This is a genomic window from Qipengyuania mesophila, from assembly GCF_019711655.1.
In the GTDB taxonomy this organism is placed as follows: Bacteria; Pseudomonadota; Alphaproteobacteria; order Sphingomonadales; family Sphingomonadaceae; genus Qipengyuania; species Qipengyuania mesophila.
In genome coordinates, this window is sequence record NZ_JAIGNU010000001.1 from 1,097,377 (window position 1) to 1,117,915 (window position 20,539).

General features: G+C 63.8%; 23 protein-coding genes. 19 read left to right on the top strand and 4 right to left on the bottom strand.

Going from position 1 to position 20,539, the window contains the following annotated elements; all coding sequences use genetic code 11:
• Positions 1-231: a hypothetical protein gene (locus K3181_RS05500; protein ID WP_006834202.1), complete on the top strand. Its 231-nt coding sequence runs from the start codon at positions 1-3 to the stop codon at positions 229-231.
• A 591-nt stretch (positions 232-822) separates the two neighbouring features.
• Here the strand turns inward: K3181_RS05500 and K3181_RS05505 are convergent.
• The 3 genes from K3181_RS05505 to K3181_RS05515 all read right to left on the bottom strand — a co-directional run bounded on the left by K3181_RS05505 (position 823) and on the right by K3181_RS05515 (position 2,121).
• Positions 823-1,212, bottom strand: coding sequence for a hypothetical protein (locus tag K3181_RS05505; RefSeq protein ID WP_196793211.1), 390 nt, complete (start codon positions 1,210-1,212; stop codon positions 823-825).
• Positions 1,213-1,421: 209 nt separating this feature from the next.
• Entirely contained in the window at positions 1,422-1,637 is a 216-nt protein-coding gene (locus K3181_RS05510) for a helix-turn-helix transcriptional regulator (RefSeq protein WP_006834205.1), read from the bottom strand.
• Positions 1,630-2,121 (bottom strand): hypothetical protein, encoded by a 492-nt coding sequence (locus tag K3181_RS05515; protein WP_006834206.1) that lies wholly within the window; start codon positions 2,119-2,121, stop codon positions 1,630-1,632. Before K3181_RS05515 ends, K3181_RS05510 begins: the two co-directional genes overlap by 8 nt.
• Positions 2,122-2,485: 364 nt before the next feature.
• Here K3181_RS05515 and K3181_RS05520 point away from each other — a divergent pair, with 364 nt between their 5' ends.
• Genes K3181_RS05520 through K3181_RS05605 form a run of 18 tightly spaced genes read left to right on the top strand, consistent with a single transcriptional unit; the run spans position 2,486 to position 20,215 of the window.
• Positions 2,486-2,818 (top strand): hypothetical protein, encoded by a 333-nt coding sequence (locus K3181_RS05520; protein WP_006834207.1) that lies wholly within the window; start codon positions 2,486-2,488, stop codon positions 2,816-2,818.
• A gap of 31 nt (positions 2,819-2,849) precedes the next feature.
• Entirely contained in the window at positions 2,850-3,137 is a 288-nt protein-coding gene (gene traL / locus K3181_RS05525) for a type IV conjugative transfer system protein TraL (RefSeq protein WP_006834208.1), read from the top strand.
• Positions 3,138-3,149: 12 nt separating this feature from the next.
• Complete coding sequence (locus K3181_RS05530; RefSeq protein ID WP_067695812.1) at positions 3,150-3,719, top strand: type IV conjugative transfer system protein TraE; 570 nt, start codon at positions 3,150-3,152, stop codon at positions 3,717-3,719.
• The gene (locus tag K3181_RS05535) at positions 3,716-4,531 is read left to right on the top strand and encodes a type-F conjugative transfer system secretin TraK (RefSeq protein WP_006834210.1); all 816 of its coding nucleotides are present in this window, start codon (positions 3,716-3,718) and stop codon (positions 4,529-4,531) included. Before K3181_RS05530 ends, K3181_RS05535 begins: the two co-directional genes overlap by 4 nt.
• Positions 4,531-5,847: a TraB/VirB10 family protein gene (locus K3181_RS05540; protein WP_006834211.1), complete on the top strand. Its 1,317-nt coding sequence runs from the start codon at positions 4,531-4,533 to the stop codon at positions 5,845-5,847. Before K3181_RS05535 ends, K3181_RS05540 begins: the two co-directional genes overlap by 1 nt.
• Positions 5,844-6,716: a DsbC family protein gene (locus tag K3181_RS05545; RefSeq protein ID WP_221601617.1), complete on the top strand. Its 873-nt coding sequence runs from the start codon at positions 5,844-5,846 to the stop codon at positions 6,714-6,716. Before K3181_RS05540 ends, K3181_RS05545 begins: the two co-directional genes overlap by 4 nt.
• A complete protein-coding gene (locus K3181_RS05550) occupies positions 6,713-7,300 on the top strand; it encodes a hypothetical protein (protein WP_050599560.1) in 588 nt (195 codons plus the stop codon). Before K3181_RS05545 ends, K3181_RS05550 begins: the two co-directional genes overlap by 4 nt.
• Positions 7,297-9,840 (top strand): type IV secretion system protein TraC, encoded by a 2,544-nt coding sequence (traC, locus tag K3181_RS05555; RefSeq protein WP_221601619.1) that lies wholly within the window; start codon positions 7,297-7,299, stop codon positions 9,838-9,840. Before K3181_RS05550 ends, traC begins: the two co-directional genes overlap by 4 nt.
• Positions 9,837-10,217 carry a hypothetical protein gene (locus tag K3181_RS05560; protein WP_050599558.1) on the top strand — a complete coding sequence of 127 codons (381 nt, stop codon included), beginning with the start codon at positions 9,837-9,839 and terminating at the stop codon, positions 10,215-10,217. Before traC ends, K3181_RS05560 begins: the two co-directional genes overlap by 4 nt.
• Complete coding sequence (locus tag K3181_RS05565; RefSeq protein WP_228135197.1) at positions 10,210-10,596, top strand: type-F conjugative transfer system protein TrbI; 387 nt, start codon at positions 10,210-10,212, stop codon at positions 10,594-10,596. Before K3181_RS05560 ends, K3181_RS05565 begins: the two co-directional genes overlap by 8 nt.
• Positions 10,593-11,114: a S26 family signal peptidase gene (locus tag K3181_RS05570; protein ID WP_050599556.1), complete on the top strand. Its 522-nt coding sequence runs from the start codon at positions 10,593-10,595 to the stop codon at positions 11,112-11,114. The genes K3181_RS05565 and K3181_RS05570 overlap by 4 nt, the downstream gene beginning before the upstream one ends.
• Positions 11,111-11,749, top strand: a complete 639-nt coding sequence (traW, locus tag K3181_RS05575; protein WP_082835680.1) for a type-F conjugative transfer system protein TraW — start codon at positions 11,111-11,113, stop codon at positions 11,747-11,749. Before K3181_RS05570 ends, traW begins: the two co-directional genes overlap by 4 nt.
• Complete coding sequence (traU, locus tag K3181_RS05580; RefSeq protein ID WP_221601620.1) at positions 11,746-12,759, top strand: conjugal transfer pilus assembly protein TraU; 1,014 nt, start codon at positions 11,746-11,748, stop codon at positions 12,757-12,759. The genes traW and traU overlap by 4 nt, the downstream gene beginning before the upstream one ends.
• A complete protein-coding gene (trbC, locus tag K3181_RS05585) occupies positions 12,756-13,508 on the top strand; it encodes a type-F conjugative transfer system pilin assembly protein TrbC (RefSeq protein WP_050599554.1) in 753 nt (250 codons plus the stop codon). Before traU ends, trbC begins: the two co-directional genes overlap by 4 nt.
• Positions 13,505-15,238, top strand: a complete 1,734-nt coding sequence (locus K3181_RS05590; RefSeq protein ID WP_067695815.1) for a conjugal transfer protein TraN — start codon at positions 13,505-13,507, stop codon at positions 15,236-15,238. The genes trbC and K3181_RS05590 overlap by 4 nt, the downstream gene beginning before the upstream one ends.
• Positions 15,235-16,065, top strand: a complete 831-nt coding sequence (locus tag K3181_RS05595; protein WP_230833605.1) for a conjugal transfer protein TraF — start codon at positions 15,235-15,237, stop codon at positions 16,063-16,065. The genes K3181_RS05590 and K3181_RS05595 overlap by 4 nt, the downstream gene beginning before the upstream one ends.
• Positions 16,055-17,491: a conjugal transfer protein TraH gene (locus K3181_RS05600; RefSeq protein ID WP_221601622.1), complete on the top strand. Its 1,437-nt coding sequence runs from the start codon at positions 16,055-16,057 to the stop codon at positions 17,489-17,491. Before K3181_RS05595 ends, K3181_RS05600 begins: the two co-directional genes overlap by 11 nt.
• Positions 17,492-17,503: 12 nt before the next feature.
• The gene (locus K3181_RS05605) at positions 17,504-20,215 is read left to right on the top strand and encodes a conjugal transfer protein TraG N-terminal domain-containing protein (protein WP_067695821.1); all 2,712 of its coding nucleotides are present in this window, start codon (positions 17,504-17,506) and stop codon (positions 20,213-20,215) included.
• Here the strand turns inward: K3181_RS05605 and K3181_RS05610 are convergent, their stop codons facing one another.
• A complete protein-coding gene (locus tag K3181_RS05610) occupies positions 20,216-20,419 on the bottom strand; it encodes a hypothetical protein (protein ID WP_320181559.1) in 204 nt (67 codons plus the stop codon).
• Positions 20,420-20,539 lie beyond the last annotated feature (120 nt).

Here is a 20,539-nt window from a genome sequence, read left to right on the forward strand (position 1 = left end):
ATGGGAAGGACGCTGACAGGCTGGAAACCGCAGTTGGGCGGTTGGGGCTTGATCGACCTTAGAAACGCGCAATCGGTCGATCCGTTTTCCCTGGCCTCAGATGAACTCATTGAGGTTACCGACTGGGAACTACTTGATTTTGCAGTTCAAGTTGTCAAGCAATGGCTCCAAAGGAAGGGTTTCGAGATCATGTCCACTCACTCAAATCCCAACGTCGATCCGAACATCTGATTTGTCGGAGACAATGGACCCGAGTGGGTAATCGTACGAGCAGCGCGATATCCAGAAAAGGTGGCTCAGATCCCGAGCAACGTAGAGGCCATCGCTAAGCAATGCGAAGCTCTCAGTCACTTGGGGAATTTCGCATCTTTTGGCTTTGCGTTGGCGGAAAACGTTGAAAGGCCCATCTGGCGGGGACACGCTGCCGATGTCCAATTCGAAGGCATTAAGCCGATCTGATCCGGAAGCTCTCATTGCTCCACGCAGGTGTGCGATCTCTTGAAGAATCATGCGGCCATATTCGTGCTCGGCGGTCGCTTTTGGGGTGTAATATAGCCGCCGCTCTGCGCCAAAACACCAGACGTCCAGACCGGTAACGGCGTGGGCTGTAGACTGGAGTTCGTTCGACCTGAGGCCGGTCGGATTACGACTTCTTACCAGTCGTCGAAACTTTGAATTTTGCTCAGATTGGAAACCTCATTCAAGTGCGTTTCCAAGTGATGGCGTTCCTCATCCCAAACCGCAAACAGATGTTCTGCGCCAGAATTCTCAATGTTGTTTAATTCGAAATCGTACACATCGAGAAACAATTGCTCGTAGTACTTAAAGAGACGATTCTCCATGCTGGTGAATGTCACGTATAGCTGGGCATTCTTCGGCCATTTTTTTGACGTGGCTATCAACGCGAAGCTCAGCAAACCCTTTCCCGACATACACGCATAACATCGTGTAATTGCCATGGTCGTCGCAGGCGTCATAGTCTACCCACAGGTGATAGAGGCCTGTCTGACCACGGAGGAATTTAAGATAGAGCTTGTACGTTATGTTCCCAATACGAAGTTCGTCGTCGACCGGCAGTTCCGCACAAAATGCGCTCTCGTTCACCAACTCATGGGCAGAAATTGGCTGGCTTAGTTCTAAGAGCGCTATTTGATCGAACGCATCGTACTCTTGATTTTGACACGGGAAATCTTGTTCGATGCACTTTGTCATGATCGGCTCGACCTACTCAATATTGTATGTTCCTTAATAGGCGCCGGTGGCTTCCGAAATCAGCTCGGTTCTTGCAGCGACGAGCGCTCCCAATACTCGAGGGTATCGGGCCGACTGCTTCGATCCGGCGACCGCGCAAAGGATGCCTTTGACTGCCCCTGTCGATGGCACGTCCGCCTCCAACCAGTCAGCTCCAGACCAATAAGCGGTCACTTCAGGCGGTCCGAAATCCAGGCCTCCACTTCGTCTTCTGCCCATGCGACCGCATATCCACCCAGCTGCACGGGCTTCGGAAACTTGCCCTCGGCCATCCAGCGATAGATTGTCGAACGGCCAAGCCCGACGCGATGCTGAACTTCGGGCAGGCGAATGAGCCGCGTCACCCGCCGGGTTTCGGTCGCTCCTTTGTCTATCTCTTCACCCACGATGGCCTCCCTCGGCACCGGCAAAGACATCGCCAAGCAGCGCATCCTTGCGTTCGAGCTCGTCGATGTGGTCGGAGAGCAAGCGGGCGACGCGGTGCGCGGTCCCCTTGGCCCAGCGCGGCTTCACATCGTGAACCTGGTTGCCCAAGACACGCTCGAGCGCTGAAGGCAGTTCGCCGGAAAAGTCCTCGAAGAATTGCGCGAGGTCCGATTGCAGCCACGCAATCGCGTGATCGCCGCCGCTGACGAGGAACAGGAGCAGGTGTGCGTGCGGCGCGACGCCGCTCGCGGCAAGAATGCGCAAGGCTTCGCCGAGGCTGGCCGAGCGTTCGCCCGCAAGAACACGGCGCAGGGCATCCTTATGGATCTGCGCGTCGCGAGCGATGTCGCAGCGGGCACGGCCGCTGGCTTCGACGGCGGCCAAAAGCAGCCGGGCGAGGTCGGCGCGAACCTGTTGTTCGGCAAAGAGCGCCATGTTGGTCATCGACGAATCCTTATCTCCAGAGTGATCGACTCTCCGGCTAACCGCGAAGGAAGCCTGTAGGAAAACAAAAAGAACATTTAGAGAACATAGAGGAAGGAACGATCAGCTTCCTCCGACGATTCGCGCGAATTTCGGTCGCCTGCGCGCATATCGCGGCTCTCTTCGCTCAGATGCCGGCACAGTCAGCGCTGTTGCGCGATCAGCCTGCGCGAATCCCGTGCATCGCACCTCCCGATGTCGCTTTTTGCTTGGTCGAAAGCCCCAAAATCCAATTCCCGATTTCCTACAGCCCGGCTCCGGGGAGAGGAAAGAACATACAGCGAACGCATCGCTGGCTGATGTTCAATCCTCGGAGTTTCCATCCATGACCACCAAGACTGCCCTTCCGGTCCAGCAGCGCTCGCCCAACGGGGCTCGCGGCCGCGACTACATTCTTCCCGCCTGCGTGGCGCTGGCCTGCGCCGGTGCCGCCTTTGCCGGGGCCGATACCACCTTCGATCCCGCGTTGACCAAGTTCACCGACTTCCTCGAAGGTTCGGGCGGCAAGATCATCACTGTGCTCAGCCTTGCGGGCGGCCTGATCGGTCTCGCCTCCGGGCGTTTCTCGCTCGGCCAGGTCGCGGTGCCGGTCGGCGTCGGCATCGGTGTCGGCACCGGCGTTCCGATCGTCACCTCGGTCGTGACCGCGGTCATCTGATCAGCGGATCCGGTCACGACAGGAGGGCGGCATGGCCGACAGGTACCTCGTTCCACGGCGGCTCGACGACCCGGAGCTCATCGGCTTCTGGACCATCGACGAGTTTGCAGGGATCCTTATTCCCTTCGCCTGGGGCATTCTCTCGCAGCATATCTTCATCGGTATCGGCCTGGCCGCCGGGGCCTGGCTTGCCTTGCGGAAGGCAAAGGCACGCGGCGCCGGTTCGGCACTGGTGCATGCTGCGTACTGGTACCTACCCGGGAGCTTTCTCGGGTTGAAGGCCACGCCGCCCTCCCACTGCCGCCTCTTGGCGGGCTGAGGGAGGCGAACCATGCGAGCAGAATTCGCGCACGAACAGGCGCAGACCTACCTGCGGCAACGCAACCGCTTTGCCGTGCTGGCAGGTGTCCTGGGCCTGACCACGCTGGTCAGCCTCGGCGCCGCGGTCACCCGCGACGAGCAGGTTGTGTTGGTGCCGATCACCTCAGAGCGGATCACCGTCTCGAGCGGCGGGATCGACGCGCCCTATCTCGAACTTGTCACCCGCGACACGGCACTGATGCTCCTCAACCGGGCGCCCGAAAGCCTCGATTACTGGATGACGAACATCCTGAAGCTCGCCGATCCCGCCGCGCACGGCCGCCTCAAGGCCGAGCTCGTCCAAATCGTCGAGGAACAGCGCGGCTCGGACATCAGCCAGGCCTTCGTGATCGCGGAAATGCACGTCGACCCCAAGGCCCTGACCTCGACCGTCACCGGCACGCTCAAGACCTTTGTCGGCGCGCAGGTGATCGCGAGCCAGCGCCGCTCCTTCCGTTTCCGCTGGTCGAAGCGTGGCCTCAGCCTTGCGCTCGCCGGCTTTGAGCAACTTCCCACCGACAAGGAGGAACCCGGCCAATGAGCCTTCTCCCATCTCCCCTCGCTGCTGCGCTTGCCGGAACCGGCCTTGCCTGTTTCGCGATCGGCGCGACAAGGCGCCCCGATCCCGGGCTCAAGCTGACCGGCCTCGCCGTGCTTGCCTTCGCGCTCGCGCCGGTCCCGGCGTATGCCGACCAATTCGTCGAAGCGGCCGACAACGCGACCATCGACTGCGAGCTCGCTCGCGGCGAACTCACCCGGATCGCGCTTATCGATGACGGCTTTGCCAATGTCTCGAAGATCGCGAGCGGTTTTCCCTACAATGATTTCCAGGTGACGCACGAGCCAGTGCGCGGAGACATCTATATCTCCGTGCCCCCGCAATTTGCCGCTGCCCGGGTCAGCTTCTTTGCGACCAGCAAGGCGGGCTACGTCTACAAGTTCGCCTGCCGTCTCGGCGGCGAGGAAGCGACCCAGCTCTTCATCACCAATCCCGCGCTCGCTAAAGCCGCGGCCACCGAATGGGAGACCGAGACCGGTCCCGAGGACGCCGCGATCCGCCTGATCGAGGCGATGGCGAGCGATGCCGTCCTGCCCGGATTCACTGCCCGCGCCGAACTGTCGGCTCCGCGCCGTACCGGCGGGATCGAGGTCCAGCTGGTCGCCGAATACCAGGGCGATGAACTTACCGGACAGCGCTTCCTCGTGCGCAACCTCGGCCAGGAAAGCCTTGCGCTTGGCTCCGAGCGCGAAGGTGCCGCAGGCGCGCTCGCTTTTGCCTATGGCCGCGATGCACTCGCTCCCGGTGAAGCGACCAGTGCCTTCCTAGTCTTTGCCAAGGGAGGACTCGACTGATGGCCGAGGCACCACAGAAGGACGCCGGAAAGAGGCCTCTGCCGGGCTCGCCGGAAGCGCGAGAAAGCGGACGGCGCAACCTCAATTCGCAGATCGCACAGCGCCAGAAGATGCTGCTCGCCGGGATCGGGGCCATCGCGCTCATCGGCGGCGGCATGTTCATTTTCGGCGGCGACGGCGACGAGGCTGGCACCGATGCCAATGGTGCGGCGACAATCGACACCGGCGGCCTCGTCAATCGTAACCTCTCGCAGCGCGAGTTCGTCGCGAGCTACGGTAACCGGCTCGATGCACAGGGCCGCGCGATCAAGGATCTCCAGCAGGCCCAGCTGCCGCGCCCCGAGATCGAACAGGAGCTCGAAGCCCTGCGCAGCGAGAACGCGCAGATGCGCTCCGACGGCCAGGCGGCGATCGACGCGATCTCGGCCGAGAATGCCAATCTGCGATCACAGCTGAGCGAAGCTGCGAAGGCACCTGCCGCCGCGCCGCCACTGCCACCGCCACCTGCCTATGGACCCGGCGTCGGCACCGGCGGAGCTGTCCAGCCACCGCAAGGAGCGCCGGAAACGCAAGGCGGACAGCTCAGCCTGATGAGCTTCAGCGCGGAGACGGGCAAGGACGGCAAGCCGCGTGCGGCAGAGACTGCGCCAGCCTTGTTGCTCGAAGCGAGCCGCGATTACCTTCCGCCCAACAGCTACGCACCGGCAACGGTCATCGTGGGTGTCGATGCCTCGACCGGCGTTGCCAGCCAGAGCGATCCGCTTCCCGTGGTGCTCCGGATCACCGGTCCGGCCCGCTCGGTGATGCGCGGCAACAAACTGCTCACCACCGATATCACCGGCTGCCTCGTCAATGGCGCGGCGCGCGGCGATCTCTCGGCGGAGAAGGTCTACGTCAAGCTGGTGCGCATGACCTGCGCGCAACCCGGTGGGCGCTTCGCGGTGAGCGAGGTCAAGGGGTTCATCTCCTTCGCCGGAAAGTCGGGCGTGCGCGGCCGCGTGGTCAGCCGCGAAGGCAGCCTTGTCAGCCAGGCGCTGCTCGCCGGGATTGTGGGCGGCTTCGGCCGCGGATTTTCCGCCAACGCCAACGGCATTTTTACCGGCCAGGTCGGCGCCAACGGTCAGCGCGAGGCGCTGTCGCCGACCGACATCCTCGCCGGTGGCTTTGGCCAGGGTGCCGGCGAAGCCGCCGACACCGTCAGCCGATACCTCATCGAACGCGCCGAACAATACCAACCCGTCGTCGAGATGCCGACCGGCATCGAGGTCGAGATCGTCTTTCTCGACGGCGTCCACGTCAGGAGTCCCTCCAAATGAACTACAATGACTCGCCGCCAAGCCTGAAGGCGCGCGCCGCCCACCTTGCCCTTGCCCTCTCGAGCGCCGCCGCCGTGCTGACGCTCGGCGTCTCTGCCGTCACTGCGATGCCTGCGAGCGCCGCCGGCTTGGCGAGCGATGTCGCGCAGGCGCTGAAACTGCGGCTGCCCAAGACCCCGATCGATGCGATCAGCTGCGACACGCTCGGGCCCTGGTGCGAAGTCGTCTCGGGTGACACGCTGTTCTACATCGACGAGACCGCCCGCTACCTGTTCGTAGGCCGTCTCTACGACATGGAAGAACGGCGCGACGTCACTGCCGCCCGCCTGCTCGAACTCAATCCCGATCTGCTCGCGGCCGGTGCGGCGCGCGTAGCCAGTGACGCGCCGGCGGGACGCGACGAAACGCCTGTCCAGGCGGCCGCCAACCATGTCGACCTCTCGTCGCTTCCGGCTGCCGGCGCGATCCACTGGGGCAACCTCAAGGGCGAACGCCTGGTCGTCTTCTCGGATTTCCAGTGCGGGTATTGCCAGCGCCTGACCGCCGAACTCGCCAAGGCCAAGGTTCATGTCGAAGAGCGACCGATCTCGATCTTCGGCGCGGCAAGCCGCAAGATTTCCGAGGCGGTGCTGTGCGCTAAGGATCCGGCAAAGGCACTCCATGCGGCCTATTCCGGCCAGGCTCTGGCGACTGATAAGACCTGCAAGGAGGCCAAGGCACTCGATGCCAACGAAGCCTTCGCGAAGGCCAACGGGTTTGCCGGAACTCCGGTCATCGTGCGCGCCCGCGATGGGGCGGTGCTTCATGGCTACCGCGATGCCGCGGCGATCCGCCGCTTCGTCGCCGAAGGCAAGGGAGTGGCGCAATGAGCCGGCTTCCAATCCTTCGCGCCATGGTGCTCGCTGCGCCGCTCCTCCTGGCCAGTGGCTGCGCCAGCCTCGGCGGCAACGTCAAAGGCAGCTTTGCCTGCCGGGCTCCGGAAGGGACCTGCGCGCCGACTTCCGCGATCGATGCCGGGGCGACCGGCATTGAAAAGGCTGACACGGTTGACGCGCATCGGACGGTGACCCCGACCGGCGAAGCGGTTCGTCGCCTGCTGGTCGTGCTGACAGGCTACCGTGACGCGGCGGGCCGCGACCATGAGGCGCGCGTCGTTCACCTGACGCTGCCCGAACAGGCAGGGACAGGCTGGCGCACGCCGCAGGGCCGCCGCGAAGTCCTGCGCTCGCTGGCATCGACTATTGCCGCGACGCGCGAGAGCAACCCCGCAACCGATTTCCAACCGCCAAAAATCCAAGAGGCAGACACATTGCCGGAACAGCTGTTCATCCCCTCGCAGCCCGTTCCGGCGATGCCCGGCGCTGACGCGCCGGAACCCGGGGGACCTGGCTCGTTTTCCCCTCCCCGCGAGCCGGTCCCCCAACCTGACATGACCGAAGGAGAGAGCCAGTGACGCTATCCCTTGCTGCCGCGCGCGACGCACTCTCGCGGGGCCTGTTTGCCGACACGGCTCGGCCCGAAAAGCCGCGGGCGCATTTCGGGCTCGATATGCTCTCGGACTGGCTGCCCTACCGGGTCTATGACGAGGGGGCGAAGCTCTACCGCAACGCCCGCTCCAAAGGCTTCGTGCTCGAAGTCACCCCGCTGATCGGGGCCGACGAACGGACCGGCGAGATCCTCGGTCAGTTCTTCTCCGAAGGCCTGCCGCAGGGCGCCTGCCTCCAGGTCCTGAACTTCGCATCTCCGCGGATCGGCAGCGTGGTCGGCCCCTGGTTCGCTCCGCGCTACGAGCAGGGCGGGATCTACGAGGCCATCGCCAGAGCGCGCACCAGGCGCCTTTACGATCTCGTCTGGAGCTCGGGCTCGGCGCATGCGCCGTTCCATGCTCGCAACGTCCGGCTGATCGTCTCGCTCGGCGTGCCGGTGCCCGGAAGCGTGACCGACGCGGAACTTTCGGAATGCCGCGAAGGGCTGATGGGCATGCTCCACTCGCTCGGACTGCACGCGCAGGAGCTGCGTCCGGGCGGCCTCTTGGCGCTGATCGACGAGCTCACCTCGCCGACTACCGCGCACGAGACCGATATCCATGCGTGGAACCCGCACGATACGCTTCAGTCCCAAGCGATCCGCCGCGACATCGAGCTCGAGGTCGGCGACGATCGCCTGATCCTCAGGACCGAGCGCTTTCGCGAGACGGGCCGCGACGAGGAGGGCAATCCTGAAGTCGGCGAATGCTATCCCGACCATTTCGATGTGCGGCACTATGCCGTGCGCTCTACCCCTGAGCGCTGGGCACCTTGGGAATGCGCGCGGCTCATCGGCGACATGTTCACCGACAAGCTGCGTTTCCCCTGTCCGACGGCAACCATGCTGTGCCTGGTCTACCCCGACCAGGAAGCTGCTTCGGCGCGCGCGGGCTTCAAGTTCATGCGCACGACCAGTCTCAGCCAGACCAAGAGCGCGCGTTTCTTGCCCAAGCTTGCCGAACAGTCGGCCGAGTGGCGCCACGTCCAGGCCGAACTCCAGGCTGGCAAGAAGCTCGTGAAGCTGTTCTACGGGCTCACCAGCATCTCGCCGCTCGGCCAGGGCGACGCGCATGAACGCATCATCAAGGCGATCTACAAGGCGGCGGGCTGGGACCTTGCCGACGAGCGCTTCCTCCAGCTCCAAGGCCTCGTCGCTGCCTTTCCCCTGTGCCTCGCCGATGGCCTCGCCGACGACATGGCGCGGTTGAAGCGTCTCAAGACCATGCTCTCGACGACAGCGGCACATATCGCGCCGATGCAGGGCGAATATCTCGGCGGCGTAATCCCGCACCTCCTGCTCGTTGGCCGCCGCGGCCAGCCCTTTTGGTGGTCGCCGTTCGAAAACACTGCCGGCAATCACAATATCGCGATCTGCGGCAAGTCGGGTTCGGGCAAGTCGGTGCTGCTGCAGGAACTCTGCGCCGCCCTGCGCGGCGCCGGTGCCAAGGTCGTGGTGATCGACGACGGGCGCAGCTTCGAGCATTCGGTCAAACTGCAGGGCGGACGCTTCGTTGAGTTCACGCTCGCCTCGGGCTTTTCCCTGAACCCCTTCTCGATGGTCGACGATGCCCGCGCACACGAAGACGAGGACTACCGCCTCGACTGCTTCGCCATGATCAAGGCAATCATTGGCCAGATGGCGCGTCCCGGCACCGCGCCGAGCGATACCGAGCGCGGGCTCATCGATCGGGCCGTGACCGCGACCTGGGAGGCACTCGGCAGCGGCGCATCGGTCGACGATGTCGCGCATGCGCTCCATGGATCGGAAAGCGAGGCGGGCCGCGATCTCGCCACCGCGATCGCGCCCTTCTGCCGCGGCGGCAGCTACGGCGGGTTCTTTGCAGGCAAGGCGAGCTTCGCGCTCGACGATGATTTTACCGTCTTCGAGATGAGCGATCTCGCAAGCCGCGAGGAACTGCGCAGCGTCGTCCTTTCGGCGATCATGTTCATGACCAGCCAGGCGATGACCCGCTCGTCGCGAGCAACCAAGAAGCTGCTGCTGATCGACGAGGCCTGGGCCATGCTCAAGGGCGGGTCGATGGGCGAGTTCGTCGAAACCTATGCCCGCACTGCCCGCAAGTACGGCGGCGCGCTCGCCACCGCGACCCAGTCCCTCAATGATTATTACAAGTCCGACGGCGCGCGCGCCGCGCTCGAGAATAGCGACTGGATGCTGGTACTTCAGCAGAAGGCCGAGACGATCGCCGATTTCAGGGCGAACGCGCGGCTCGACATGGACGACCGCACCGAGACGCTGATCCGCAGCCTCAAGCGTTCGGGGACCGAGTACAGCGAGGTCTTCATCAAAGGCCCCGAGACCGAGGCGGTCGGTCGGCTCGTGCTCGATCCCTTCTCGGCGACGATCTACTCCTCCGATCCCGACACCTATGCGGCGATCCAGGACTGCGAGCGGCGCGGGCACAGCCTCGCCGATGCCATCCGGATCGTGGCGGGAGGCGGACAATGATGGTCTCGCATCTCGTCGACCGGACCCCTCCGGCCAATCTCCGCAGCCTGCTGCCGTTCCTGCAAGGGAGCTGTTTCGTCCTCATCGAGACCGCGCGCTTTGCCGCGACTTCACTGCTGATCGTGCTGGGATTGCCGCTCGCGCTGTTCCTGTTCGTTGCGGGCTGGGACCTTGGCGGCCTCTTCACCCAGCTCGCCAATCTGTCGGACCGATATCTCGAAGCCGACGGGCTGCGCCGCAGCCTGTTCAGCCAGGACCTCAAGGGCTGCTTCCTCGCCCTCGCTGGCGCTGTGACGCTGTTTCGCATGCCCCGCTTCCTGAGGCGGCTTGCGGCCGATCTCGACAACCATCCGGCCCGGGAGGCTAAACGTGACTGAGACGCGCAGACTACCATCCTTCAATCGCCCGCTGTTGCTGAGAATTCTCGGCGTGCTCGCGCTCGTGGTCGCATTACTCTGGGCAGCCTGGGTCAGCCGCGAACTGTCCGAGCCGCGCCAGCAGATCGTCACCGTCCGGCTTGCCGAGACCATCGCCGCATTCGTCGATGCCGAAGCGCGCGCAGAGCAGGATCCCGAAGCCAGCCAGGCGCGCGTGCTCGCCTTCCTTCAGGCGTCCGAGCGCGCTGTTGCGGAAATGGGGGCCGATGGCCGCGTGGTGCTGGTCGGCGAAGCAGTGCTCGCGGGCGATGCCCCCGATGCTACCGATGAACTGCGCGTGCGGATCGCCCGCCAGCTTGGGCAGGGAGGCGGCCAGTGACGCGCTTTGCCTCTCGTTTTGTCCGCACGCTCAAACGACCGCTCGTCCTGACCGGTCTGGTGCTGCTGCCGCTCGGATGGGGCGCGGTCGACGCCTTCGCGAAAGACCATGCCTTCCTCATCAATGCCAGCCCGAGCCTGCCCAACTGGGCCTTCTGGCTCGACAAGCATGCGCGGATCGAGCGCGGCAGCCTGATCTTCTTCGAGCCGCCGGCGAGCAGACTCGTCGAAGCGCATTTCGGAGAAGGCGCGCAGCTCTTCGGCAAGCGGGTGTTGGGCGTGCCGGGCGATGTCGTGAGCCACCGTGGCCACGAGGTCTTCATCAACGGCCGCAAGATCGCCGCGCGGCTCGATGAGACCCGTCTCGGCATTGCGCTTCACAAGGGCCCCGAAGGCCCGATCCCCGACGGCTGCTTCTACACCGGGACCAGCCATCAGCGCGGCCTCGACAGCCGCTACGCCGAGATCGGCTTCGTCTGCCGCGGCCAGATCCTGGGCAGCGGGAGGGCGATCCTGTGAGCAAGCTCATCCTCCCTGCGGCCCTACTTGCAGTCCTGCTCTGCCCTGCCGAGGTGCTGGCGCGCGACTATGGCCAGCGCGGCACGGTGTTTCCCGTGATCGAGCGCGACCTCCTCGAGCAGATTCATTCGCGCCTGACGCAGATGGAACGTTCGGGGGAGACCGCGCGGCTCAATGAAGACCTGAAGCGCCGCACGATCGCGCGCGTGAACCGGCCCGACCCCGTCGCCGGAATCGTCCGGGCCAGCGAAGCCCGTCGCTGGCAATTTGATCCGACGATCACGCTCGCTGCCGATATCCGCGGGGCAAAAGGCGAGCTGATCCATGCCGCTGGCACGAGGGTCAATCCGCTCGACAGCGTGCAGCTACGCGCCGAACTTCTCTTCCTCGACGGCGACGATCCCGACCAGCTCGCCTGGGCGCTCAAGCAGGCCGCCAATGCCAAGCTGATCCTGGTGAAGGGTGCGCCGCTCGAGCTGATGAAGGCCCGCCAGCGCCGCTTCTATTTCGACCAGGGCGGCAAGCTCACGGAGAGGTTCGGGATCAGATCGGTGCCCGCACGCGTGCGCCAGCAGGGCCGCCTGCTCGAGATCAGCGAAATCGCGCTGCCACCGAAAAGGAGGACGGCCCAATGACGCACTTAAGAAAGCTGGCGCTCATGCTGGCCGCCATTCTTGGTCTCGCCACTGCAACGCCCGCGATGGCCGATGCCGGTCCGGGACGCTGCACCGGAAGCTTTGTCAACCCGATCACCGACATCTGCTGGTCGTGCCTGTTCCCGATCTCGATCGGCGGGCTGGACATCTGGCCCTCGAGCCGGCCCGATCCCGATAACCCCGACCTGCCGGTGTGCCTGTGCGGTCTGAGGCCCGGAATTGCGATGGGCTTCTGGGAGCCCGTGCGGCTTGCCGATGTCAGCATGAAGCCGTGGTGCTTCGTGAACCTCGGCGGCATGAAGCTCGATCCCGGCTTCGATATCGGCTTCCGCTCGATCTCGGGTCCATCAGCAGTGGGCGGCGCGAGCCAGTATTATTCGAGCTGGCACGTCCACTGGTATGCCTATCCGCTGATCTACTGGATGGAGATCGTCGCCGATTTTCTGTGCCTGGAATCGGGCTCGATCGACATCCTCTACATCTCCGAGATCGATCCGCTGTGGCAGGATTCCGAGCTCACCGCGATCATCAACCCCGAGGCCGTGCTCTTCGCCAACCCGCTGGCGCTCGCTGCCTGTGCGGCCGACTGCGTCGCCTCGACCGCGAAGCTGCCGATCGACGAGATGTTCTGGTGCGCGGGCTGCCAGGGGTCGATGTACCCGATGAACGGCAATGTCTCGGCCAGCATAGACCACGTCCAGGCCTCGCGCCTCGTGCTTTCGCGCTTTGCCTACAAGCTCCACCGCGAACTCGTCTCGTGGGGGACGATGGGGTCCAAGGGCCTGTGCGGCAAATATTTGATGCCGGTGATGCGCAAGCAACAATACCGCTTCCAGGCCACCAACCCCAACCCGGCGACTTCGGGCCGTTACGCCTGCCCGCCCATCGGCGCCTCCACCACCTTTCAATCGGCCGGACAGGTCATTCCCGCCATCGGCGAAGACATGGGATACCTCGTCTGGCGCAAGCGGAACTGCTGCGCGCTATGAACAAGCACCTCCTCCTTTTGCCCGTCGGCCTTGCCGTCACTCTCGGTGGCCTCGCTCTCGCCCAGAGCGCGCCCGAAGGCATCGACCTTGAAGCGATCCGCGAGCGTGCGGCCGAACACGCCGACGATGCGCAGGCGCTCAGCACCAATGTCCGCCAACGCGCCGAGGCGCTGACCGAGGACGCACAGGCTATCCAGGCGCAAGCGCAGGCCAATCGCGCAGCCTATGCGGACAGCATCAAGGCAACCGAGACCGACGCCGTCCTCGACTTCGACGCCATGATCGCAGGGCAAGCCGCCGCAGAGAAGGCGTCGCTCGGGGGAACCCCGCGCTTCATTGCCTTTGCCAGCCTGTCGATGCCGCCCGAAGCGCTGAAAGCACTGGTCCACGACATGACCAGGGCGGGAGGCGTCACCGTGCTGCGCGGCTTCCCGCAAGGTAACAGCGAGGCATTCAAGAAGCGGCTCGCCGCCATCTGGAGCACCCGAGACGCGGCCGGTTCGCTCGGCATCGATCCAAGGCTGTTCCGCGCCTTCAACATCGAAGCTGCACCGAGCTTCATTATGCTGAGCACCGAGTTCAGTCCCTGCGACGGGTTCGATTGCACCAGCGAGGTGCCGCCGCACGACCGCATCGCCGGCAACATTAGCGTGGGCGAAGTCCTCGAGACCTTTGCCTCGGGCAAGGGTCCGGGCGCCGAACTTGCCCGCCTCCATCTGCGCCAGCTCTCCAGGGAGGAACGGCCATGACCGCCAAAACCCTCGCCCATCTCCTTGTGGCACTCGTCACCCTCACAAGCGCGGCTTCCATTCAGGCTCAGACCCGCGATGCGGCAAGGGCTGACGGGAAGTACTTTGCCACCGAGCTGCTGGGCGAAGCGCGCGAGGCAGCAACGACCAATCCCGACGCAGCACGCGTTCCCAATTTCGATCCGCAAGCGACGCGCGATCTGCAGGATCTTGCGCGCGATCCCGACCAGATCGAGACCCGCGCCCGCAGCGCCGCTACGACCAGCACGCCGATGCGGACGATCCGCGACAGCATGGCCAATCGCGCACGGTTCGAGCCGAACGAGATCGAGGACGTGATCGCGCGCAGCCTCGCCATCAACGAGACGCCGCTCGACTACACCAGCGGCATGGCAATTTCGGGCAGCCAGGGATCCTGCGTTCCGCTGCCGCCCGGTTCGGGCGCGGCGGGCACATATACCGCGACCTGCAATACGGGCACACGGATCGATCAGTCGGTTGGCCAATGCGCGGTACCACTCGTCGTCAGGGTCAGCCAGCAACCGCAGTATCATTACCTTTGCAGCCCATTGGGCAGCTTCAACCTATCAGGTGAGCCGGACTGCGAAGAGTTTTCGGGCGCTCTTTGCCGGGTGACCGGGCACCGCGATGGTCCTTGCTTGCAGTGGGGTTGGTCCGGTGGTCGCAAGTGGTGCACCGAGCCGGGCGATCCGCTTACCGAGCTGACCTGCGACGAACAGGTCGCAGGTCAGACGCCCTACCGCATTGCCAACGCTACCACCGTTACCACGACCCCGGACGAAAGCCAGTGCACAGGTTTTGCGGACAATAGCGATTGCACGCTGGACGCAGAGATCTGCACCGATACCGATCCGCAGACCCGCGTGGTCGATGGCGTCTCTGTCACAAAGCCCTGCTGGGAATGGCAGAGGAGCTACACCTGCATCGCGCGCGAAGCGGCGACCGATTGCTCCGACATCGAAAGCCAGGGCAGCTGTCGCTTTGTTCGCGAGGAATGCCTCACCGACGAAGACCCCTGCGAGACCTGGGAGCGCATCTACGAGTGCCCGCTTCCCGGGACCGACAGCTCCACCCAGTATGTCTGCGACGGCGATGTCTATTGCATCGACGGCAGCTGCGAGACGATCCAGCGCACCGCGAACGACGAGTTCAAGGATGCCGTCACCGCGCTCCATGCGATGGACGAGGCCCGCGGGCAGTTCGATCCCGAGACGCTGACGCTGTTCCGCGGCACGCGCAACACCTGCTCGTCCAAGGTCTTCGGCGTGCTCAACTGCTGCAAGGGCAAGGGTTTCCCGCTCATCCCCGGCATCAGCCTGCTGGTCGCGCTCGGCTGCAACCGCGAGGAAGTTCTGCTCCACGAACGCGATGCGCAGGGGCTGTGCGCCTACGTGGGGACCTATTGTTCGGACAAGTTCCTCGGCGTCTGCCTGACCAAGAAGAAGGTCTACTGCTGCTTCGAGAGCAAGCTCTCGCGGATCCTGCAGGAACAGGGTCGCCGCCAGCTGCGCAAGCCCTGGGACAAGCCCAAGGAAGAGCAGTGCGAGGGGTTCACGCTCGACGAGTTCGCCCGGCTCGACCTCAGCCAGATGGATTTCAGCGAAGTCTATGCCGAGTTCACCGAGGCTGCACGGCTCCCCGACGAGCTCGAGACCAGCATCCTCATCCAGCAGAAAATCGAAGATTATTACGCAAGGAGTGGCCAATGACGCGCCGCCAATCACTGCCGATGCTGGCCCTCCCAGCACTGGCCATGATTCTCGCTGCACTGCTCCCCGTTCGGGCAGCCGCCCAGGAAGCGCGCCAGGCAAAGCCAGCTGCTTCGGCAGACAGCCTCTACTGCGAGCAGCGCAGGCTCGGCTACTGGTTCTATTGCGTAAAGCCGGTGCCGGCAGACGAGCCGCAGATGGCGCAGCCACCAGCCCAGGTGACCGCCACGCAGGAGCTGGACGCGGTCACGGGGGAACTGCGCGAACTCAAGGCGCGCGCGATCCTCTATCCGACGCCGGAAAACGTCACCGCCTATATCCGCTTCCAGCGTGCCCAGCTCGACCGGGCTTCGCTGTTCTCCGATGTCTGGCAACGCGCGATTTGGCAGGATCCCGAGCTCGACTACACGCTCGAACGACCGGTCGGCGCACTCGCCAAGAAGCAATGGCAGGACGCGCGCGCTGCCGACCGCGACGCGGTGATGGCCAGGCTCTCCGAACGCTATGGACTGTTCTACTTCTTCGCCCAGACCTGCGGCGCCTGCGAAGTGATGAGCCCGATCGTGCGCTCGGTGGCGGACCGCTGGCATATCACGGTCCGGGCGATCTCGACCGATGGCGGGCCGTCCAGGCACTTCCCCGACTACAAGGTCGAAAGCGGCCAGCGGCCCCGCATGGGGCTCGAACCCGGCATCACCCCGGCGCTCGTGCTTTGGGACAGCGTGGCCAGGCGCCCGATCCCGATCGGATACGGCGTGCTCTCGGCCGACGAGCTGCAGGACCGCATCTACCTCCTCACCTCGAAGGAAGCCGGACATGATTACTAGCATCCGCAATGCGGCGCTCACCATAGCTGCCGCCAGCATGGTCGCGTCCCCCGTCGCCGCAAACGTCGGCGACAGCATGGACCGCTTCATGGACGACATGGGCGCTGCGGCCAATGTCACCGGGCCGAGCGCATTCGAAGGACAGTCGGCGGGCTATTACAGCCTCGGCAATGTCTGGACGCGCTTCCCGCAGAAGACGACCAGCATCGCCAACCTCCAGCTGCCGCGTGCCCGCGCAGGTTGCGGCGGCATCGATATCTTCGCCGGGTCCTTCTCCTTCATCAACGCGAGCGAGATGGTCGCGCTGTTGAAGGCCGTCGCGAACAATGCGGTGGGGTTCGCCTTCAGCCTCGCGATCGATACCGTCTGCCCCGAGTGCTCAAAGATCATGCAGGAGTTCAGCCAGAAGGCGCAGCTCATGAACAATCTCTCGATCAACTCCTGCGAGATGGCGCAGGGGCTGGTCGGCGGCGTCTGGCCCAAGGGCGATCTCGCCGACAAGGCGATCTGCGAAGCGATCGGCAATTCCGAAGGTATCTTCACCGACTATGCTGCCGCCAAACACGGTTGCGGCACCAGGGGTCAGCGCGCCTCGACCAATGAGAGCGCCGGCGCCGACTATGCCGACGTCAATCCCGGTGTACCGCGCAATTACACCTGGCATGTCCTCAAGCAGAGCGCCTTCTTCAACCCTGGTGGCACCTTCGACCGCGACCTCGCCGAGTATGCGATGACGCTCATCGGCACGGTGATCTACGTGCCGCCCCGCGATGACGAACCAGGCAAGTTCGTGCCTTTCGCAGGCGATGCCTCCTCGACGCTGGTGACCGCGCTGCTCGACGGGACGCAAGGCCAGTCGGTGCGGGTGTTCCAGTGTGACGAGCCCGAGCAGTGCCTCAACCCCACTTTCCAGCAGATGAGCCTCACGAGCGCGAAGGCCATCCGGCCCCGCGTTGCCCAGCTCATCGGCAGCATGGTCGAGGCCATCCGCAGCGACACAGCGATCGGCGACGAGGAGAAGGAGCTGCTCCAGGTGGCATCGGTGCCGCTCTACAAGATCCTCACCGTGCAGGCGGCCTATGGACGCGGGATGGCAACCGACGACCGCGACACGCTGGCCGAGATCGCCAGCATCGATCTTCTCTATGCCATCCTCGAACGCATCACAGCCGAGGCCGGACGCTCGATGGCGAGCTTCATTGCGGCCGATGAAGCGAAACTCGCGATCTGGCGCGCTCAGGTCGCGGAAGTCCGGTCAAGCCTCGCCCAGAGGCAAGCGACCGGACAGGCGCGGGTCTCCGCGATCATGCAGATCATCGAGAAGACCGCGATGATCGAGAACATGCTCGCCGCCTCGATGTCGCCATCGATGGCCGCCGCGCTCGACTGGTCGCGCGGGATGCAGTCCCGCTCCATCGTTCCATAAGGGTGAGGCAGCATGGTCGAGATTTTCACGGTCGGCGGCGGCGAGTATATCGTCAATGTCCTCAATGCCGTTGCCGCCTGGACCGGAGCGGGCGGCTACAAGAGCCTGATTCAGGTCGCGCTGGTGATGGGCATGGTGCTCGCGGTCATCGTGGTCGCGTTCAACCAGGACTGGCGCGCATGGCTCAACTGGTTCCTCGGTGCGACGCTCATCTACATGTGTCTGATGGTGCCGCGCATGGACGTCCATGTGACAGACCGGGTCAATCCAAGCCTTGCACCGGCAACGGTGGCCAATGTTCCGCTCGGGCTCGCCCTGATGGCAAGTTTCACCAGCCAGGCGGGGGACTATCTGACCCGCTCGGCCGAGCTCGTCTTCGGCTTGCCGGACGACCTCAACTACTCGAAGAACGGCATGATCTATGGCGCGCGGCTGCTTGAATCGACGCGGAGCTTGCGCATTTCCGATCCGGAGTTTGCTGCGAACTTCGACGAGCATGTCAGGCAATGCGTGTTCTACGATCTGCTGCTCGGCCGCTACTCGATGAAGGAGCTGTCCGAGAGCGATGATATCTGGGCGACGATCGCACCCGGCAGCGCGGCGCGCGCGCAGAAATTCCTGACCCGGCAGGCCGACGACAGCGTGACGGCCTCGATCATCACCTGCCGCGAAGCCTACACCGCGCTTTCGGGGCAATGGGCGAGCCTCATTGACGAGATGACGCTTGTCGCGGGACGCCAACTCTATCCGCGCCAGACCGAAGCGCTCGCCAAGGCCAAGCTCATGGCCGACCTCCCGATTGCCTATCAGTATCTTACCGGCATCTCGCGCAGCGCGAGCGACATTTTCCGCCAGGTGTTGACGATCAATGCCATGAACCAGGCCATGCACGGCTTTGCAGGGGCGAGCGGCACCGGCAGTATTGACGTCTTCGCGCAGACCCGGGCCGATATTCAGACCGAGCGGACCTATTCTTCGATCGCGCACAACGCGATGAAATGGGTCCCAATCCTCAATGTCGTACTGACGGTGGTGTTCTACGCGCTGTTCCCTGTCCTGTTTCCGCTGTTCCTGATGCCGCGGACCGGACCCATTGCATTGAGAGGTTACGTCACCGGCTTCTTCTATCTTGCGGCGTGGGGACCGCTCTTCGTCATCCTGCACATGATCCTGATGTTCAAAGGCGCGGGCGATGTCGCCGCCGCTGGCGGCAGCACGGGCCTCAGCCTCGCGACCTTTGCTGGCATGAGCGACGTCAACAGCGATATCGGCATCTTGGCAGGCTATCTTGTCGCCTCGATCCCGTTCCTTGCCGGCGGCGTGGCGCGTGGTGCGCTGGCGATTTCGGGCCAGGCAACGAGCTATCTCAACCCGAGCCAGAATGCAGCCGAGGAAGCCTCGCGCGAAGCGAGCACCGGCAACGTCTCACTCGGCAACTCGAGCATCGACAATTCGACAGTGTTTTCCCGCCAGTTTGCGCAGGGCAATCTTGCCCCCAACATTGCCTATGGCGCGGCACAGACGCGGGGATTCAGCGACAGCGGCACGCAGACGACCAGCTTCCCCGATGGCGAGTTCGCTGCAGTCCCGAATTCAAGCTATCCGTTCACGCCGACGCTCGGGCAGGACTTCACGGGCCGCCTAGGAACGATGGCGAGCCAGAGCCGGACGCAGAGCGAGACCTATGCCAACCTCGCCCAGCAATCGACGAGCTCTGCGCTCACCCGGTTCAGCGAGATCCGCAACGCCTACAGCCAGGGTCAGAGCTCCGATACTGTCAGCGGCGTTGGTACGAACGACAGCATCGGCACGGCATTCAGCGAAGTCGACAATGCCTCGAGGACGCTCCAGCAGCAGTTCGGCCTGTCCCGGCGCGCGTCAGACGACATTACTATTTCTTGGTTCCTCAACGGCGAAGCAGGAGCCGGAGCAAAGGCCGAAGGTGGAGTACTAAACGCGCAGGCGGGCGTCCGCGGTGGCCGAAATCAGTCGTGGACCGACAGCGATATCGGGATCGCCTCGGAAGATCGCGGCAGGATAATGGGTACGCTGCGGCAGCTTTCGGATAGCCGCAACTGGTCGAACACGCGTGAAGGCTTCCTGCGCGAGACGAGTTCGAGTTCGGTATCGCAGGTGTCAACCAGCTCGTCGGGTCTCAGCCGATCGCTGACCGAAGCCGAAAGCTACACACGAGAGGCGCGTCGGGCCGAAGAGGTGGCCAGCCGCCTCGAGAACCAGGCCAGTTGGTACGAGGCCAATAGTGCCGCAGGCACGCTAAACCTGAGCCAGGCTTATCGCGAATGGGGCATGGCCGAGATCGAAGCCAATCGCGACTATTACGGGCCGGTGCGCTTCGACGACATCGAGTTCCAGATGAGCGCGCGCGGCCAACAACTGCAATCGCGGTTTGTCGAGAGCTATGCTGATCGCCTACAAGACGACATCGAAGCCGACCTTTCGCTGCCGGACTTCGCTCCTGTCAGCCGCCCCGGGATCGGAAGTGCTGGGCAGGTACGCGCAAGAGGAGCCGTGGGCTCTGCGGGTGGTCCCTCAATGCCCGATGCTCCTGATCGGTCTGACATCACGGATGAGGTCGAGCGGGTGCGCCGACAGGGTCGTGGCAGGATCGGAACCGTGCGAACTTATCTTGATCGCCAAACGGAAGGCGCCACGGGCGCGAGTGAGGAAGCTGCAGACGACGTCAAAGAATGGGGCAATAGATAGCTACAGCACGAAATCCTGCAGGATGACGAACACCGCAAATGCGACGACGACCAGCCCAAGTAGCCAGAGTCCGCGTCGTTCCCAAGGATCTGCTAGAGCCTTCTTCCAGCTGTATTCCATGCGCCGATTTTCGGAGATGGCACGGTCGATCTCTCGCAGGCCCTTCCAGTCCGTCTGGTCGTTTTGCTCCTTCTCGTCATCCATTTCCATCACTCCGACCTAAATAAAGTAGCAAATTTGATGCATTATCGGGCATAAGCCAATTTACGTCTCGATATTGACACATTAAATATCATCACGTAAAGACGCAAAATCGCTACACAA

Bases quoted from the DNA above. Each gene is read 5' to 3' on its own strand.
- K3181_RS05540 (WP_006834211.1), top strand. From the start codon at position 4,531: ATGGCCGAGGCACCACAGAAGGACGCCGGAAAGAGGCCTCTGCCGGGC.
- traL (WP_006834208.1), top strand. From the start codon at position 2,850: ATGGCCGACAGGTACCTCGTTCCACGGCGGCTCGACGACCCGGAGCTC.
- K3181_RS05505 (WP_196793211.1), bottom strand. From the start codon at position 1,212: ATGACAAAGTGCATCGAACAAGATTTCCCGTGTCAAAATCAAGAGTAC.
- K3181_RS05545 (WP_221601617.1), top strand. From the start codon at position 5,844: ATGAACTACAATGACTCGCCGCCAAGCCTGAAGGCGCGCGCCGCCCAC.
- K3181_RS05550 (WP_050599560.1), top strand. From the start codon at position 6,713: ATGAGCCGGCTTCCAATCCTTCGCGCCATGGTGCTCGCTGCGCCGCTC.
- K3181_RS05560 (WP_050599558.1), top strand. From the start codon at position 9,837: ATGATGGTCTCGCATCTCGTCGACCGGACCCCTCCGGCCAATCTCCGC.
- K3181_RS05535 (WP_006834210.1), top strand. From the start codon at position 3,716: ATGAGCCTTCTCCCATCTCCCCTCGCTGCTGCGCTTGCCGGAACCGGC.
- trbC (WP_050599554.1), top strand. From the start codon at position 12,756: ATGAACAAGCACCTCCTCCTTTTGCCCGTCGGCCTTGCCGTCACTCTC.
- K3181_RS05520 (WP_006834207.1), top strand. From the start codon at position 2,486: ATGACCACCAAGACTGCCCTTCCGGTCCAGCAGCGCTCGCCCAACGGG.
- K3181_RS05605 (WP_067695821.1), top strand. From the start codon at position 17,504: ATGGTCGAGATTTTCACGGTCGGCGGCGGCGAGTATATCGTCAATGTC.
- K3181_RS05600 (WP_221601622.1), top strand. From the start codon at position 16,055: ATGATTACTAGCATCCGCAATGCGGCGCTCACCATAGCTGCCGCCAGC.
- K3181_RS05595 (WP_230833605.1), top strand. From the start codon at position 15,235: ATGACGCGCCGCCAATCACTGCCGATGCTGGCCCTCCCAGCACTGGCC.
- K3181_RS05515 (WP_006834206.1), bottom strand. From the start codon at position 2,121: ATGACCAACATGGCGCTCTTTGCCGAACAACAGGTTCGCGCCGACCTC.
- K3181_RS05530 (WP_067695812.1), top strand. From the start codon at position 3,150: ATGCGAGCAGAATTCGCGCACGAACAGGCGCAGACCTACCTGCGGCAA.
- K3181_RS05500 (WP_006834202.1), top strand. From the start codon at position 1: ATGGGAAGGACGCTGACAGGCTGGAAACCGCAGTTGGGCGGTTGGGGC.
- K3181_RS05590 (WP_067695815.1), top strand. From the start codon at position 13,505: ATGACCGCCAAAACCCTCGCCCATCTCCTTGTGGCACTCGTCACCCTC.
- traU (WP_221601620.1), top strand. From the start codon at position 11,746: ATGACGCACTTAAGAAAGCTGGCGCTCATGCTGGCCGCCATTCTTGGT.
- K3181_RS05610 (WP_320181559.1), bottom strand. From the start codon at position 20,419: ATGGATGACGAGAAGGAGCAAAACGACCAGACGGACTGGAAGGGCCTG.